Below are 14564 nucleotides of genomic sequence, written 5' to 3' on the forward strand. Positions count from 1 at the left end.
GTATTCTACAGATTTATGGGCGTTTTGGTGGGTGAATGTTTGGCACCGGAATAGCAAAGGCCTGTTGCAAATGCTCACCACCAAGTTGACGACAGTATCTCAGCGTGAGTGGGGCGCCATCATTTTTGACCAGCGTGAGCGAGTTAATGCAGTTCACCAAATCCGCTTGTTGCTGCTTTTCTAGTTGCAGCTCAAACTGCAAGGTTTCACGATATAAAGCGTCATTGACTTGAGACTTAAGATGGCGACGTAAGTCGCGAAAAGAGTGCAGTAAGGTTTCGCTTCGGCCCAGACAGCTTTGTACCAGAGGCCAGTCTTTTTCTTGGAAAATGAGTTGCTGCTCATCGAGCCATCTGAGCAGCAGGAGTAGGTTCACGTTGCCGTGATAATTGTTCTGTAATGATAAACACGCTTCTTTCACTTCTCGCACACCATAAAATTGCAGACTGAACTGCCAAAGGTGTTCTAGGGTGAGTGTGTATTCAGCGTGTTGATTACTCATTGATTAAACTCTAGCTCCATCTGCTCCAGTTCTTCCTGAGCAGACATCCATTCCATTTCAATTTCTTCGAGCTCTGCCTTACTAGAAGCTTGAAGAGCCAGCACTTGGTTAAGTTTAGCTTTATTTTCGGCTTCATACAGTGAGTTATCTGCCAATTGTTCTTCAGCTTCGGCCAGTGCAGCACCTAACTTATCCATTTTATTTTCTAATTGTGTCAGCGTTTTGCGAATTGGCGCCGTCTGCTTACGAAATTCTGCATCGCGACGTTTCTGCTCTTTTTTCGCTGCCGCGCTGTTGGCGCTATCTTTGGCTGGCTGTGCAGCTTGTGCTTCTTTGCGTTCCGCTCTTTGTTGCTCAGTTAACCATTTGTAGTAGTCGTTTAAGTCACCATCGAACGGCGCAACTTGACGATCATGCACCAAGTACAAGTCATCGGTTGTAGCACGCAGTAAGTAGCGATCGTGCGAAACAATCACCATTGCACCTTCGAACGTTTGCAGTGCCATCGTCAATGCCTGACGCATGTCCAAATCCAAGTGGTTGGTTGGTTCATCAAGTAGCAACAGGTTTGGCTTTTGCCACACAATTAAGGCCAGCACTAAACGGGCTTTTTCACCACCCGAAAACGGCGCGACTTTCTCCAGTGCTTTGTCGCCTTGGAAGCCAAAGCTGCCTAGGTAATCACGTAGCTGTTGTTCGGTTTGATCCGGCGCGATCTGCATCATGTGTTGCAGCGGCGTTTCCTCTGGGTGCAGCGTTTCTAATTGATGCTGAGCAAAGTAACCTATTTTTACGCCTTGTGAGTAAGTCAGATCGCCACCTTGCGCGTTAAGCTCGCCAGAGAGCAATTTGATCAAGGTCGATTTACCTGCGCCATTACGGCCGAGTAGACCAATGCGACTGCCAGGAACCAAGTTCAAGCGGATCTTCTCTAAGATCAGGTTGTCACCGTAGCCTGCCGATACTTCATCCATCATCATGATTGGGTTTGGCAGCGCCGCAGGCTCACGGAATTGGAAGCTAAATGGGTTATCGAATTGAGCGGGTAACACTTTCTCCATGCGCTCCAAAGCTTTAATACGGCTTTGAGCCTGGCGTGCTTTAGAGGCTTTATAACGGAAACGGTCGATGTAGCTTTGCATGTGCGACATCTGTTTCTGTTGCTTCTCGAACATCGCTTGCTGCAGCACCATTTTTTGCGCTCGTTGGTTTTCGAACGACGAATAGTTACCCGTGTATTCGTTCAATTGTTGGTTTTCGATGTGGATAATACGGCCAACAATTGGGTCAAGGAAGTCACGGTCGTGCGAGATCAGGATCAGTGTGCCTGGGTAGTTTTGTAGCCAACGTTCAAGCCACATCACCGCGTCTAAGTCCAAGTGGTTGGTTGGCTCATCGAGTAGCAATAAGTCAGAACGGCACAATAGCGCTTGAGCTAAGTTAAGGCGCATACGCCAACCACCAGAGAATTGAGTCAAACTCCAACTCATTTGCTCTTGACTGAAACCTAAACCGTCGAGCAATTCTGCCGCGCGAGCGCGAATGCTATAACCGCCGATGGTTTCAATTTTACCGTGGATCTCGGCAACCAAGGTGCCGTTGTCTTGTGCTTCCGCTTCAGCCAACTGCTTTTCGAGCGCTCGGTACTCGCGATCACCATCAATGACGTATTCCAGTGCAGTGCGCTCTAGCGCAGGCGTTTCCTGTGCGACCCAGGCCAGTTCCCAATGTTGAGGTTGGCTAAATGAGCCTGCATCAATCGACAGTTCATCTTTCAGCAATGCAAATAGCGTTGATTTACCGCAGCCGTTTTTACCCACAAGGCCGACTTTATCGCCAGGATGGATAGTCGCTGAAGCTTGATCTAAAAGAGGTTTACCGCCACGCAGTAACTGAATATCAGAAAAGGTAATCATAAAGTTTTCATTCACTTTGCGCAGTGCGCGTTGCTTGGTTACATAGCGAAGTGGTTTCAATCGTTTTTAAAGCCACTTGGGTATATATCTAGCGGTGAATAGTAGGGGTATTGGCCGGAAAAGTCGATTGATTCGCTTTAATTGCATTATGCTGTACAAAAAAGTATAACAATTTGATAACGGATAAAAATAACCACAAGGACGACCATTTGGCTGTTGCACCGTCTATTCTCCCAAGAGTTCTGGTCATTTATGCTCATCCAGAGCCACATAACTCGATTGCTAATCAAGTGATGATTAAAAAAGCTCAGTCGCTTGATCACGTCACTGTGCACGATCTTTACGGTGTTTACCCTGACTTCTTTATTGATGTGAATTACGAACATGAGTTGTTGCTCATGCATGATGTGATCGTGTTTCATCACCCGCTTTATATGTATTCATGCCCAGCCCTGTTAAAAGAGTGGTTGGACCGAGTGCTGGGCAAAGGTTTTGCTTTTGGTGGAGGTTCGGCACTAGAGGGAAAATACTGGCGCAGTGTGATTACAACGGGGGGGAAAGAAGAGGCCTTTAGCGCGAAGGGGTACAACAAATATCCATTAGAGCAAATCTTACAACCGTTTGAACTGACGGCTGCCTTGTGTCAAATGCACTGGATTGAACCTTTGGTGTTGTATTGGTCGCGTAATGTCTCGGATATTGAGCGGTATGAGCACGCCGAACTGTATCGTCGGTGGTTGAACAACCCACTTGAAAACTGGGAAGCAACAGACCAAGGAGGTCAGTATGGCGATAACCAGTGAGTTTCTTCAAAGTAGCGTGGTCTTTCTCTCGGCTGCGGTTATCGCGGTGCCGATTGCTCAGCGTCTCGGACTTGGCTCGGTTTTAGGTTATTTACTTGCCGGTGTGTTGATTGGCCCTTGGGGTCTTGGCTTAATCAGTGATGTTGATGCTATTTTGCACTTTGCTGAACTTGGGGTCGTGTTGTTACTGTTCTTGATCGGCCTTGAACTAAATCCTAAAAAACTGTGGCAAATGCGAGGACCGATTCTAGGCTTAGGCGGCGCGCAGGTGGTGGTTACGACCGCCGTGCTGGGCAGTGTCGTCAGTATGTTCGGCGTAAGCATGCAAGTGAGTTTGGTGATTGGGATGGGATTGGCGCTGTCCTCGACGGCAATTGCTCTTAAAGTGATTGAAGAGCAAGGGCTCAATGGCACCGAAACGGGTCAGTCTGGTTTTGCGGTATTGCTCTTTCAAGATATTGCCGTGATCCCAATGTTGGCAATGTTGCCCTTGCTTGCTGGCGGGCAGAGTGGCGGTAGTTGGTTGGATGTCTTCACGGTATTAGGCAGTGTGGTGGCACTGTTGATTGGTGGCCATTTTTTATTGCGTCCACTGTTTCGTTTTGTTGTGATGAGCGGCGTTCGTGAGCTCTTTACCGTCGCCGCACTATTGGTCGTGCTTGGGATTTCTGTCGTGATGCAAAAGCTCGGGCTTTCTATGGCTCTAGGGACTTTCTTAGCCGGCGTTCTGCTGGCTGAGAGTGAATATCGACATGAATTGGAAATCGCTATCGAGCCGTTTAAAGGTTTGTTGTTGGGGTTGTTCTTCATCGCGGTTGGCATGGCGGTAAATTTGGGGTTATTGGCATTACACCCTTTAGAGATTCTGGGCGCGGTGGTGGCTTTGGTCGTGGTTAAGGGCTTGGTTTTGTATGCATTGGCGAGAGCTGCCCGTGTCGGAGCCAAAGCGAGAAGCCGTATGGCCGCGATTTTAAGCCAAGGTGGTGAGTTTGCCTTTGTCATATTTACCGCAGCGAGCCAAGAGGGCATTTTATCCAAAGAGCAAGTGGCGTTTTTGTTGGTGGTGGTCAGTTTATCCATGGTGACGACACCACTTTTGCTGATGGGACAAAAAAAATGGTTTGCTCATACCCTGAATCAAGAAGAAGAGGGCATGACCACGAAAGTAGTGGATCGCCGACCTCGCGTGATCATTGCAGGCTTTGGACGTTTCGGTCAGATCGTCGGACGTTTAATGTATGCCAATAAAATCAAAGTGACGGTATTAGAAAGTGATGCCAGCCAAATCCACCTACTGCGCAAGTATGGTTACAAAGTGTTTTATGGCGATGCTACCCAAATTGATCTTTTGCGGGCTGCTGGCGCAGATAAAGCAGAAGCATTGGTCATTTGTACCGATTCACCTGATGAGGTGATGGCCATCGTTGATATCTGCCGCGTGCACTTCCCGAAACTTAAGTTGCTAGCCCGAGCAAGAAGCCGTGTCGAGGCGTATCAGTTAATGAGCCACGGTGTCGAGAATTACTCTCGTGAAACATTTTTAGGGGCATTGGATCTCGGTCGCCAAGCGCTCGTAGAACTTGGTATGCACCCTTATCAAGCAAAGCGGGCAGAAGCACATTTTCGTAAGTTAGATAATGCTATGCTTAAGGACTTATTGCCTCAGCACAATGAAGATAAGAAATTGGCTCAGAGAGCGAAAGAGGCACGCAAAGAGCTAGAAGAAATTTTTGGTCGTGAGATGGAGAGCGACCATCAGTCACCTAATCATTGGAAGTAGTACTTGAGCCAAGACTCAAGCTAAGGAAATAGCGTGAAAATCAAGAAACGTTTTATTGCCGGCGCTAGCTGCCCAAATTGCAGCCAGCAAGATACCCTGCGCTGGTGGATTGAAAATAATATCGAGTTAGTTGAGTGTGTCGAGTGTGAGTTTACTGAGCAGCGTAAACCGCAATCTGTAGAGAAAAATAAACACTCAGATCAGGAAATGATCGGAATTTTTAAGCCGGAATAATTGAACTTCGATAATTGATCCCCATAATACACCCAGATATCTCAGTACTTAACCCCATTCAGGTTAAGTCAATTAATCTCCCTGGAGTTAGTATGAAAATTGAAAAGAACGTTGTTGCAAGCCTTGCATACAAAGTAATGTTGGAAGACGGTGTGGTTGTTGATCAATCAACAGCAGAAGCGCCTCTAGATTACCTTCACGGTCACAACAACCTAATCACTGGTCTTGAAAAAGAGCTTGAAGGTAAAGTGGCTGGCGACAAGTTCTCAGTAACGGTAGCTCCTGAAGAAGCTTACGGCGAGCACAACGATGCGCTAGTACAACGCGTTCCTGCGGACGTATTCCAAGGCGTTGACCAAATCGAAGTGGGCATGCGCTTCCTGGCTGACACTGACCAAGGTCCAATCCCTGTAGAAGTAACAGAAGTTGACGGCAACGAAGTGGTTGTTGACGGTAACCATATGCTAGCTGGTCAAACACTAACTTTCGAAGTAGAAGTTATGTCTACACGTGAAGCAACAGCAGAAGAGATCGAACACGGTCATATCCATCAAGCTGGTGGCTGTGGTCATGACCATGATCACGATGATGAAGGCTGCTGTGGCGGCGGCAGCTGTGGTTCTCACTAATCACAAGCTCCTTCACTAGATAATCTTATCTAGTAAAGCTTTGAAAAGCGCAAGTTGAGGTTTCAACTTGCGCTTTTTGTTTATCTAAGGTGTAGTGCATAGAAGAAAAGAACAACTCATGGAAAAAGCGATGACAAAACCTTTCTCGATTGCGATTCATGGTGGCGCAGGCACCATTTTACGTGAACAGATGAGCAATGAACTTCAGCAATCGATCTTGGCTGATTTGGAAGCGTCGGTAAAAGCTGGCTATCAAATTCTAGAGAAAGGCGGCGACGCTTTGGATGCGGTTGTGGCTGCAGTAAAAGTATTGGAAGACTCGCCTAACTTTAATGCGGGTAAAGGCTCGGTGCTGACCAACAACGAAATGGTAGAAATGGATGCCTCTGTCATGGATGGTCGAAACCAAGCCGCAGGCGCGGTCGCTGGTGTTCGTCATATCAAGAATCCAATTGAGCTCGCTCGTGACGTAATGCGAAACAGCAATCACGTGTTGTTGGTGGGTGAGGGCGCAGAGAAGTTTGCTTTTGAACAAGGCCATGAGTATACCGAACAGGATTACTTCTTTACTGATCGCCGTTATGAGCAACTGCTTTCGATGCGAGAGAAGGGGTTGTTTGCACTATCGGAATCTCGCTATCCAGATGATCGTAAACATGGCACCGTCGGAGCCGTAGCGTTGGATCAACAAGGTAACTTAGCCGCTGCAACCAGCACGGGTGGCGTGACGAATAAGAAATACAACCGAGTTGGGGATTCGGCTTTGATAGGCTGCGGCACGGTGGCCGAAAATGGCGTTGTCGCGGTTTCAACTACGGGTGTCGGTGAGTTTTTTATCCGTAAACGTGTCGCAGAAGACGTCGCCGCACGGATGCGTTACTTACAAGAAGATATTCATACTGCTTGTGAGCATATTATTCAGGGGGAACTGAAAGAGATGGGCGGCGAAGGCGGTTTAATCGCAATTGACGCGCAAGGTGAGCTGCACTTTGCGATGAACAGCTCTGGTATGTACCGAGCTGGCATCAACACTCAAGGCGAGTTGAGCGTCAAAATCGACGCTGACGAATAGCTTCCTCTTGAGTGCCTCTTAAGTAATCAATACAACAAAGCCCAGAACACGTTCTGGGCTTTATGCTATTTGAGCCTGCATTTTAATAATGCGGTGGTGGGGTTTCTTCTGACGGATCGGCTAAATTCGACGAGTCCATATTTTTTACTTTACCTACCACATATTTCATCTGATCGATCATCTTGGTAATTTGCAGTTGCTGCTGCGATAAGGCGCCGTTCAGATCTTCAATAGTCTGTTCTTGGAACGCAAGCTGACATTCTAAGTCATTAATGCGTGCTTCCAATTGCTGAATGATTTTTTCTGTCATGATCCGTTCTCTAACTGCCAAGCTTGGGCAATACCTGCTGAAGTAGCAGTAATTACGCGTTGTTTTGAATCAAAGGCTGCATCATACACGAGCGCACGGGGAGGGCGAGTGTCTTTTTTTGGCTCAACTTCAAATCCGCCAATCCGTTTTCCGGTTTGAGTATCCCATATTGAAACGCGGCCAGAAGGCGTTCCTGTCACTAACTGAGTTCCGTCATCAGAAAATCGCGCAGTAGAGAAGATCAATTGGCGCGACCAACTGCTCAACTGTGTGACCTCTTGTCCAGTTTTTAAATCCCAAATTACCGCTTGGTTTCCGCCATCGGATGTCATTGCTAACTTGCCATCTCGTTGCAGGGCAACACGAACAACCCGTTGTTCATGTTCGAAGGTCCGCAGCACTTGTCCGGTTTCGGTGTCCCACAAATACGCTTTGTAGTCATTACCACCAGTCAGTGCGAAGCGGCCATTAGGAGAAATGGCGACGGAATTGACTTTTTCACGATGCGCAAGGAACTCCAAGCGACGTCCGGTGACTAAGTTGACGTAAATTGCTTTACCGTTGGATAACCCGAGCAGAACTTGTTCACCGTTACTGGTGATATCAACGTCGCGAATGAGCGCATCAGAAATAGACCAAAGGCCTTTGGATTGCGTCCAGCCTAAGTCCCAAACTGCGAAGTTCATTTGGCTCGCTGTGACTGCATAGCGACCATTGTCTGAGATACGAATATGGGATACCACGTTGGCATCGGCATCGAGCTCACCCAGGTTGGCTAGTTGTTCATTTTGCTCTAGGTCCCACAACATCAAATGGTGTTGCTGAGAATAGAGCAGAGCAAATCGTCCATCTCTGCTAAGTGCGAAGCTCGTCGCACCCTGAGGCTCTATCGGCCAACGCTGCACTTCACGCTCGGCGAAAAAGCAACCATTTAACGTGGTGATGACAATTAAATATAGGAATAAATGAGAAATTCTTTGCATCACATCTAATAATCCGGTTTGTGTCTTAAGACATATAGCTAGTATATTGGTATAACGATTGTCTTCACTAGTCTCATAGAAGATTTGTGCACAACAACCAATGGCAAAGCCATTATTGGGAGAATTTAATGAAATCAGTTTTAAAAGTGTCGCTACTTGCTGCAACAGTTATGCTAGCGGTAGGTTGTCAGAAAGAAGAAACTAAAACAGAAGCCGCACCTCAAGCAGAACAAGTTCAAGCAGAAACCGGTAAAGCGGTTCACTTTAAAACCGACGACGATAAAGCGGCATACGCAATCGGTGTTTCATTTGCTAACTACCTAAGCACAAGCATCGACAAGCCAAGCGAAATCGGCATTAATCTTAACAAAGACTTGGTACTAAAAGGTATCGAAGACGTCTTCAAAGGCAATGCTGAATTGAATGAAGAAGAAACACGTGCAGCACTAGAATCTCTAGATAAGCGTGTTGCTGAAAAGATGCAAGCACAAGCAGCTGAGAAAGCAGCTGAAGCAAAAAAAGCTGGCGATGATTTCCGTGCTGAGTTCGAGAAGCAAGAAGGCGTAGTGAAGACAGATACAGGTCTTCTATACCAAGTTATTACTCCAGCTGAAGGCGAGAAGCCAAAAGACACTGATACGGTTCAAGTACACTACAAAGGTACGCTAATCGATGGTACGCAATTTGATAGCTCTTACGATCGTGGTGAACCTGCAACATTCCCACTTAACCGTGTAATCCCAGGTTGGACAGAAGGTGTTCAGCTAATGCCTGTGGGTTCTAAATTCAAATTCGTTATCCCGCCAGAGCTAGCATACGGTGATCAAGACACACCAAGCATTCCTGCTAACTCAACGCTAGTATTTGAAGTTGAGCTGCTAAAAGTCGAGAACGACAACGCAGAGCAATAACAATAAGCCGCGATAAGTTATTGAAAAAGGTCCGTTTAACGGGCCTTTTTTGTTCTAGGTCACTAGTTGGTGAGTTTGCTAGGTTGATTTTCAAATTTTCTGATAAACTTACACCAATTTGTTGATTTTTCGCTCGAAGGCTTATGACAACTACAGAAACAATAAACGCGGAGATGTTGCTCGAAATGGAATCCGTTAACGTGATGCCGTTTACCGAGCACGACAAAATCATTTTAAGATCTTATGAGGCGGTCGTTGATGGTATCGCCAGCCTGATAGGTCCCTTTTGTGAAATCGTTCTTCACTCGCTAGAAGACTTAAATACCTCTGCAATTAAAATCGCTAACGGTGAAAACACGGGTCGCCAAGTCGGCTCACCGATCACTGATTTAGCGCTTAAAATGCTAAAAGACATCGAAGGCTCGGAGCGCAACTTCTCACGTTCGTACTTTACCCGTGCAAAAGGTGGCGTGTTGATGAAGTCGATCACTGTTGCCATTCGTAATGGTGAAAATCGCGTGATTGGTTTGTTGTGTATCAACGTCAACTTGGATGCGCCTTTCTCGCAAGTCCTTCAATCTTTCATGCCAACGCAAGAAGCAAAAGAAGCGGCTTCCTCGGTTAACTTTGCTAGTGACGTAGAAGAGCTGGTGGACCAAACTGTTGAACGCACCATCGAAGAGATCAATGCGGATAAATCCGTATCGAACAACACCAAGAATCGCCAAATCGTGATGGAATTGTACGACAAAGGCATCTTCGATATTAAAGATGCCATCAACCGCGTTGCAGATCGTCTTAACATTTCAAAACACACCGTCTACTTATACATTCGTCAACGTAAAACCGAGGACGATGAAAAGTGAGTAAGCTGACTTACACGTTGGTGGTGAACGGTCCTGTTTACGGTAGCCAGTCAGCACGCAGTGCTTATCAGTTCGCCAAGGCGGTGATTGAGCAAGGCCATCAGTTAGTGAGCGTTTTCTTTTATCAAGAGGGCGTGACCAATGGTAATGCTTTGAGTGTGCCTGCCAACGACGAATTTGATCTCAATAAGGCATGGCAATCTTTGGCAAAAGAGCATGGTGTTCGTCTAGAAACTTGTGTTGCTGCGGCTTTGCGTCGCGGGATCGTAAGTGAAGAAGAAGCGAATCAACATGGTTTGGTCCAGAGCAATCTAGCGGAAGGTTTTGAGCAAGCCGGCTTAGGTAGCTTAGCCGAAGCGATGTTAACCCAAGACAGAGTGGTACAGTTTTGAGTCAGCTAACTTATCTATTTCGTAGCGCACCGCATGGCAGTGCGGCTGGTCGTGAAGGTGTGGATGCACTGTTAGCCGCGTCGGCTTACTGTGAAGATATCAGCGTCATTTTCATGGGAGATGGGGTTTACCAGCTTCTACTAGGACAAGAACCGAGTAAGATCTTGAGCAAAGATTATGCGCCGATGCTGAAGCTTTTCGATTTATACGATATCGAACAAGTCTTTGTGTGCTCAGAGTCATTAGCTCAGCGAGGTTTGGCTCAAGCGGATTTAGTCATTGAAGCTCAAGCGTTAAGCTCAGAGCAGCTCAAAGATAAGTTGCAACACGCTGGCAAGCTACTGTCGTTCTGAGGAAGTTATGCTACATATTATAAAAACGGTCTCCGCCCTAGAAGACGCCATGCCCTTATGTAATGTACAGGATGACATCTTACTTATAGAAGATGCCGTGTACGCTGCTAACTCGCAGCATAAAGCGTTTTCCCACCTAAAAAACCGCAGTGTATTTGTGCTAGAGAGCGATATTCACGCTCGCGGTATTGCGAATCGTATCAGTCCATCACTGACGATCGTGAATTACTCAGGCTTCGTTGAGCTCACAGTTAAACAGGATAAATCGCTTACTTGGGATTGAACGTGATTTACTGTCGCTAAAGCTTTACGGATGAATTGTCCTAATTGAACAAAAAAGATCCGTATATTTCTTGACACACCTCTCACTGCTGCATAGAATTTTGCGTCCCTAACTGCAATGGTAGTTGGGGATAGATTTTTCACAAAGCTTACTTTCAAGTAAATCAGGAGCTAGTTAATGGCAACTATTAACCAGTTGGTACGTAAGCCTCGTGCAAAGCAAGTTGTTAAAAGCAACGTGCCTGCACTAGAAGCGTGCCCACAAAAACGTGGTGTATGTACTCGTGTTTACACTACTACACCTAAAAAACCTAACTCAGCACTTCGTAAAGTTTGTCGTGTACGTCTGACAAACGGCTTCGAAGTTACATCGTACATCGGCGGTGAAGGTCACAACCTTCAAGAGCACAGTGTTGTACTAATCCGTGGCGGTCGTGTAAAAGACCTTCCGGGTGTACGTTACCACACTGTTCGCGGTGCACTTGACTGTGCTGGCGTTAACGACCGTAAACAAGGTCGTTCTAAGTACGGTGTGAAGCGTCCTAAGTCTTAATGGATTCCGTTAAGTAAGGCCAAACACTAAATTATTTTTAATTTTTTGAAAAAACTGAAAAGTTTTGGATAAAACCTGAAGAAGACAACGGAGATAAATCCATGCCACGTCGTCGCGTCATTGGTCAGCGTAAGATCCTTCCAGATCCAAAATTCAAATCTGAATTGCTGGCAAAATTCGTTAACATCCTAATGGTTGACGGTAAAAAATCTACTGCAGAGAAAATCGTTTACACTGCACTAGATGCTATGGCTGAAAAGTCTGGTAAAGACCACTTAGCTATTTTTGAAGAAGCTCTTGAAAACGTACGCCCAGCGGTAGAGGTTAAATCTCGCCGTGTTGGTGGTTCAACTTACCAAGTACCTGTAGAAGTACGTCCGGTTCGCCGTAACGCACTTGCTATGCGTTGGTTGGTTGAAGCTGCGCGCAAGCGTGGTGAAAAATCTATGGCTCAACGCCTAGCAGCTGAAATGCTAGACGCGTCTGAGAACAAAGGTACTGCGGTTAAGAAACGTGAAGACGTTCACCGCATGGCTGACGCAAACAAAGCGTTCGCTCATTACCGCTGGTAATACCTTCTGTGCTGCGAGGTTCTCTCGCAGCACTTTTCTATACTCTAAGGTACACCTTAGTAAGAGGATACAATCGTGGCTCGTAAAACTCCTATTGAGCGCTACCGTAATATCGGTATCTGTGCTCACGTAGATGCAGGAAAAACAACCACAACTGAGCGTATTCTGTTCTACACTGGCCTTTCTCACAAAATCGGCGAAGTTCACGATGGTGCAGCAACCATGGACTGGATGGAGCAGGAGCAGGAACGTGGTATCACTATCACATCCGCTGCGACTACTACATTCTGGCGTGGTATGGAAGCACAGTTCCCTGAGCATCGCGTAAACATCATTGATACCCCTGGACACGTTGACTTTACTATCGAAGTAGAGCGTTCTCTTCGTGTACTTGATGGTGCTGTGGTTGTGTTCTGTGGCTCATCTGGTGTTGAACCTCAGTCTGAAACTGTATGGCGTCAAGCAGACAAATACCACGTTCCACGTTTGGTATTTGTAAACAAGATGGACCGTGCGGGCGCAGACTTCCTACGCGTTGTGGACCAAATTAAAAATCGTCTTGGTGCGAACCCTGTTCCAATCCAACTGAACGTTGGTGCGGAAGATGAGTTCAGAGGTGTCATCGACCTTATCAAGATGAAGATGATCAACTGGAATGAAGCCGATCAAGGCACTTCGTTTACTTACGAAGACATCCCAGCTGACATGATCGAACTTGCTGAAGAGTGGCGCAACCACATGGTTGAATCCGCTGCTGAAGCTAGCGAAGAGCTGATGGACAAGTACCTTGAAGAAGGTGAATTGACTGAAGCTGAGCTCAAACAAGCTCTACGTACTCGTACACTAAACAACGAAATCGTATTGGCCACTTGTGGTAGTGCGTTTAAGAACAAAGGTGTTCAAGCGGTACTAGATGCAGTGATCGAGTTCTTGCCATCGCCAGTTGACGTACCTGCAATTAAAGGTGTTGACGAAAGAGAAAATGAAGTTGAGCGTCACGCTGACGACAACGAACCATTCTCTGCGCTAGCATTTAAGATCGCGACTGACCCATTCGTGGGTACGCTAACGTTCATGCGTGTTTACTCTGGTGTAGTAAACTCCGGCGACGCTGTTTACAACTCTGTAAAAGAGAAGAAAGAGCGTTTTGGTCGTATCGTTCAGATGCATGCGAATAAGCGTGAAGAAGTAAAAGAAGTTCGCGCTGGTGATATCGCTGCTGCTATCGGTCTGAAAGACGTAACAACAGGTGACACACTGTGTGATCAGAACCACAAAGTGATTCTAGAGCGCATGGAGTTCCCTGAACCAGTTATTCAGATTGCTGTAGAACCTCGTTCTAAGGCAGACCAAGAGAAAATGGCTATCGCGCTAGGTAAACTGGCTGCGGAAGATCCATCATTCCGCGTGGAAACGGACGACGAATCAGGTCAGACTCTGATCTCAGGTATGGGTGAACTTCACCTAGACATTATCGTTGATCGTATGAAGCGTGAATTCAGCGTTGATTGTAACGTTGGTAAACCTCAGGTTGCTTACCGTGAAACCATTCGTGGTAAAGCGGAAGTTGAAGGTAAGTTTGTTCGTCAATCAGGTGGTCGTGGTCAATACGGTCATGTGTGGGTCAAACTTGAGCCTTCTGAACCTGGCGAAGGTTTCGTATTCGTAGACGAAATCGTGGGTGGTGTGATTCCTAAGGAATACATCAGTTCGGTATCGAAAGGTATCGAGGAACAAATGAATAGTGGTGTTCTAGCGGGTTACCCTGTACTAGATATTAAAGCTACACTATTTGATGGTTCTTACCACGATGTAGACTCAAGCGAGATGGCGTTTAAGATCGCTGGCTCGATGGCATTCAAGAAAGGTGCACTAGAAGCACAACCTGTGATTCTAGAACCAATGATGAATGTCGAAGTAACCACTCCGGAAGACTGGATGGGTGACGTTGTTGGTGACCTAAACCGTCGTCGCGGTATCATTGAAGGCATGGACGAAGGTGTGGCTGGTCTTAAGATCATCCGTGCTCAAGTACCACTATCTGAAATGTTCGGTTACGCAACTGATCTACGTTCTGCAACTCAAGGCCGTGCGTCTTACTCTATGGAGTTTCACGAGTACGCTGAAGTGCCGAAAAACTTCGCAGATAAAATTATTGCAGAGCGTGGTTACTAATTGACGATTGAACTACAAAAAGTTTACGACTTTTTGCGAGATCAGGGCGTCCAAATATTGCGCTAACGGGCGTTGGCGCATAAAATAACAATTTCTGGCGCGTCGTCGATCAATAATGATCACGACGAATCATAACTAGGAAGGAACACGATCGTGTCTAAAGAAAAATTTGAACGTACGAAACCGCACGTTAACGTTGGTACTATCGGCCACGTTGACCACGGTAAAACA

The 14564-nt window shown here is 46.5% G+C and carries 17 protein-coding genes; 13 read left to right on the forward strand and 4 right to left on the reverse strand.

Going from position 1 to position 14564, the window contains the following annotated elements:
• Positions 1-13 precede the first annotated feature (13 nt).
• Positions 14-502, reverse strand: coding sequence for a TIGR02444 family protein (locus ACWPOD_RS22370; RefSeq protein WP_005397673.1), 489 nt, complete (start codon positions 500-502; stop codon positions 14-16).
• Positions 499-2418 (reverse strand): ABC transporter ATP-binding protein, encoded by a 1920-nt coding sequence (locus ACWPOD_RS22375; RefSeq protein WP_031780646.1) that lies wholly within the window; start codon positions 2416-2418, stop codon positions 499-501. Before ACWPOD_RS22375 ends, ACWPOD_RS22370 begins: the two co-directional genes overlap by 4 nt.
• Positions 2419-2627: 209 nt before the next feature.
• Here ACWPOD_RS22375 and kefG point away from each other — a divergent pair, with 209 nt between their 5' ends.
• The 5 genes from kefG to ACWPOD_RS22400 all read left to right on the forward strand — a co-directional run bounded on the left by kefG (position 2628) and on the right by ACWPOD_RS22400 (position 6936).
• Positions 2628-3221 carry a glutathione-regulated potassium-efflux system ancillary protein KefG gene (gene kefG / locus ACWPOD_RS22380; protein WP_145474426.1) on the forward strand — a complete coding sequence of 198 codons (594 nt, stop codon included), beginning with the start codon at positions 2628-2630 and terminating at the stop codon, positions 3219-3221.
• Positions 3205-5001 (forward strand): glutathione-regulated potassium-efflux system protein KefB, encoded by a 1797-nt coding sequence (gene kefB, locus ACWPOD_RS22385; protein ID WP_046874533.1) that lies wholly within the window; start codon positions 3205-3207, stop codon positions 4999-5001. Before kefG ends, kefB begins: the two co-directional genes overlap by 17 nt.
• Before the next feature lie 33 nt (positions 5002-5034).
• Positions 5035-5235 carry a YheV family putative zinc ribbon protein gene (locus ACWPOD_RS22390; RefSeq protein ID WP_005381449.1) on the forward strand — a complete coding sequence of 67 codons (201 nt, stop codon included), beginning with the start codon at positions 5035-5037 and terminating at the stop codon, positions 5233-5235.
• A 92-nt stretch (positions 5236-5327) separates the two neighbouring features.
• Positions 5328-5864, forward strand: coding sequence for a peptidylprolyl isomerase (gene slyD, locus ACWPOD_RS22395; RefSeq protein ID WP_047010415.1), 537 nt, complete (start codon positions 5328-5330; stop codon positions 5862-5864).
• Between the two features lie 130 nt (positions 5865-5994).
• Entirely contained in the window at positions 5995-6936 is a 942-nt protein-coding gene (locus ACWPOD_RS22400) for an isoaspartyl peptidase/L-asparaginase family protein (RefSeq protein WP_167426184.1), read from the forward strand.
• A gap of 82 nt (positions 6937-7018) precedes the next feature.
• Here ACWPOD_RS22400 and ACWPOD_RS22405 read toward each other — a convergent pair whose 3' ends face one another.
• A complete protein-coding gene (locus tag ACWPOD_RS22405; protein ID WP_167426185.1) occupies positions 7019-7246 on the reverse strand; it encodes a SlyX family protein in 228 nt (75 codons plus the stop codon).
• Positions 7243-8229: a WD40 repeat domain-containing protein gene (locus tag ACWPOD_RS22410; RefSeq protein WP_167427053.1), complete on the reverse strand. Its 987-nt coding sequence runs from the start codon at positions 8227-8229 to the stop codon at positions 7243-7245. The genes ACWPOD_RS22405 and ACWPOD_RS22410 overlap by 4 nt, the downstream gene beginning before the upstream one ends.
• A 128-nt stretch (positions 8230-8357) precedes the next feature.
• Here ACWPOD_RS22410 and fkpA point away from each other — a divergent pair, with 128 nt between their 5' ends.
• The 8 genes from fkpA to fusA all read left to right on the forward strand — a co-directional run bounded on the left by fkpA (position 8358) and on the right by fusA (position 14333).
• Positions 8358-9140 carry an FKBP-type peptidyl-prolyl cis-trans isomerase gene (fkpA, locus tag ACWPOD_RS22415; RefSeq protein WP_005397659.1) on the forward strand — a complete coding sequence of 261 codons (783 nt, stop codon included), beginning with the start codon at positions 8358-8360 and terminating at the stop codon, positions 9138-9140.
• 143 nt (positions 9141-9283) lie between these two features.
• Positions 9284-10006 carry a helix-turn-helix transcriptional regulator gene (locus ACWPOD_RS22420; protein WP_031780643.1) on the forward strand — a complete coding sequence of 241 codons (723 nt, stop codon included), beginning with the start codon at positions 9284-9286 and terminating at the stop codon, positions 10004-10006.
• The gene (gene tusD / locus ACWPOD_RS22425; RefSeq protein WP_085344620.1) at positions 10003-10398 is read left to right on the forward strand and encodes a sulfurtransferase complex subunit TusD; all 396 of its coding nucleotides are present in this window, start codon (positions 10003-10005) and stop codon (positions 10396-10398) included. The genes ACWPOD_RS22420 and tusD overlap by 4 nt, the downstream gene beginning before the upstream one ends.
• Positions 10395-10751, forward strand: coding sequence for a sulfurtransferase complex subunit TusC (gene tusC, locus ACWPOD_RS22430; RefSeq protein ID WP_005397648.1), 357 nt, complete (start codon positions 10395-10397; stop codon positions 10749-10751). The genes tusD and tusC overlap by 4 nt, the downstream gene beginning before the upstream one ends.
• Positions 10752-10758: 7 nt before the next feature.
• A complete protein-coding gene (gene tusB / locus ACWPOD_RS22435; protein WP_047010412.1) occupies positions 10759-11034 on the forward strand; it encodes a sulfurtransferase complex subunit TusB in 276 nt (91 codons plus the stop codon).
• Between the two features lie 177 nt (positions 11035-11211).
• Positions 11212-11586, forward strand: a complete 375-nt coding sequence (gene rpsL / locus ACWPOD_RS22440; RefSeq protein ID WP_004399892.1) for a 30S ribosomal protein S12 — start codon at positions 11212-11214, stop codon at positions 11584-11586.
• 101 nt (positions 11587-11687) lie between these two features.
• Complete coding sequence (gene rpsG, locus ACWPOD_RS22445) at positions 11688-12158, forward strand: 30S ribosomal protein S7 (protein WP_005382796.1); 471 nt, start codon at positions 11688-11690, stop codon at positions 12156-12158.
• A 75-nt stretch (positions 12159-12233) separates the two neighbouring features.
• On the forward strand, positions 12234-14333 hold the full coding sequence (fusA, locus tag ACWPOD_RS22450; RefSeq protein ID WP_005397643.1) for an elongation factor G: 2100 nt from the start codon (positions 12234-12236) through the stop codon (positions 14331-14333).
• Positions 14334-14564: the final 231 nt, after the last annotated feature.

The sequence above is a fragment of the Vibrio sp. JZG120 genome (genome assembly GCF_053890955.1).

Coding starts and splice junctions, on each gene's coding strand:
- ACWPOD_RS22370 (WP_005397673.1), bottom strand. CDS start 502: ATGAGTAATCAACACGCTGAATACACACTCACCCTAGAACACCTTTGG.
- ACWPOD_RS22375 (WP_031780646.1), bottom strand. CDS start 2,418: ATGATTACCTTTTCTGATATTCAGTTACTGCGTGGCGGTAAACCTCTT.
- kefB (WP_046874533.1), top strand. CDS start 3,205: ATGGCGATAACCAGTGAGTTTCTTCAAAGTAGCGTGGTCTTTCTCTCG.
- slyD (WP_047010415.1), top strand. CDS start 5,328: ATGAAAATTGAAAAGAACGTTGTTGCAAGCCTTGCATACAAAGTAATG.
- ACWPOD_RS22400 (WP_167426184.1), top strand. CDS start 5,995: ATGACAAAACCTTTCTCGATTGCGATTCATGGTGGCGCAGGCACCATT.
- ACWPOD_RS22405 (WP_167426185.1), bottom strand. CDS start 7,246: ATGACAGAAAAAATCATTCAGCAATTGGAAGCACGCATTAATGACTTA.
- ACWPOD_RS22410 (WP_167427053.1), bottom strand. CDS start 8,229: ATGCAAAGAATTTCTCATTTATTCCTATATTTAATTGTCATCACCACG.
- fkpA (WP_005397659.1), top strand. CDS start 8,358: ATGAAATCAGTTTTAAAAGTGTCGCTACTTGCTGCAACAGTTATGCTA.
- ACWPOD_RS22420 (WP_031780643.1), top strand. CDS start 9,284: ATGACAACTACAGAAACAATAAACGCGGAGATGTTGCTCGAAATGGAA.
- tusB (WP_047010412.1), top strand. CDS start 10,759: ATGCTACATATTATAAAAACGGTCTCCGCCCTAGAAGACGCCATGCCC.
- rpsL (WP_004399892.1), top strand. CDS start 11,212: ATGGCAACTATTAACCAGTTGGTACGTAAGCCTCGTGCAAAGCAAGTT.
- rpsG (WP_005382796.1), top strand. CDS start 11,688: ATGCCACGTCGTCGCGTCATTGGTCAGCGTAAGATCCTTCCAGATCCA.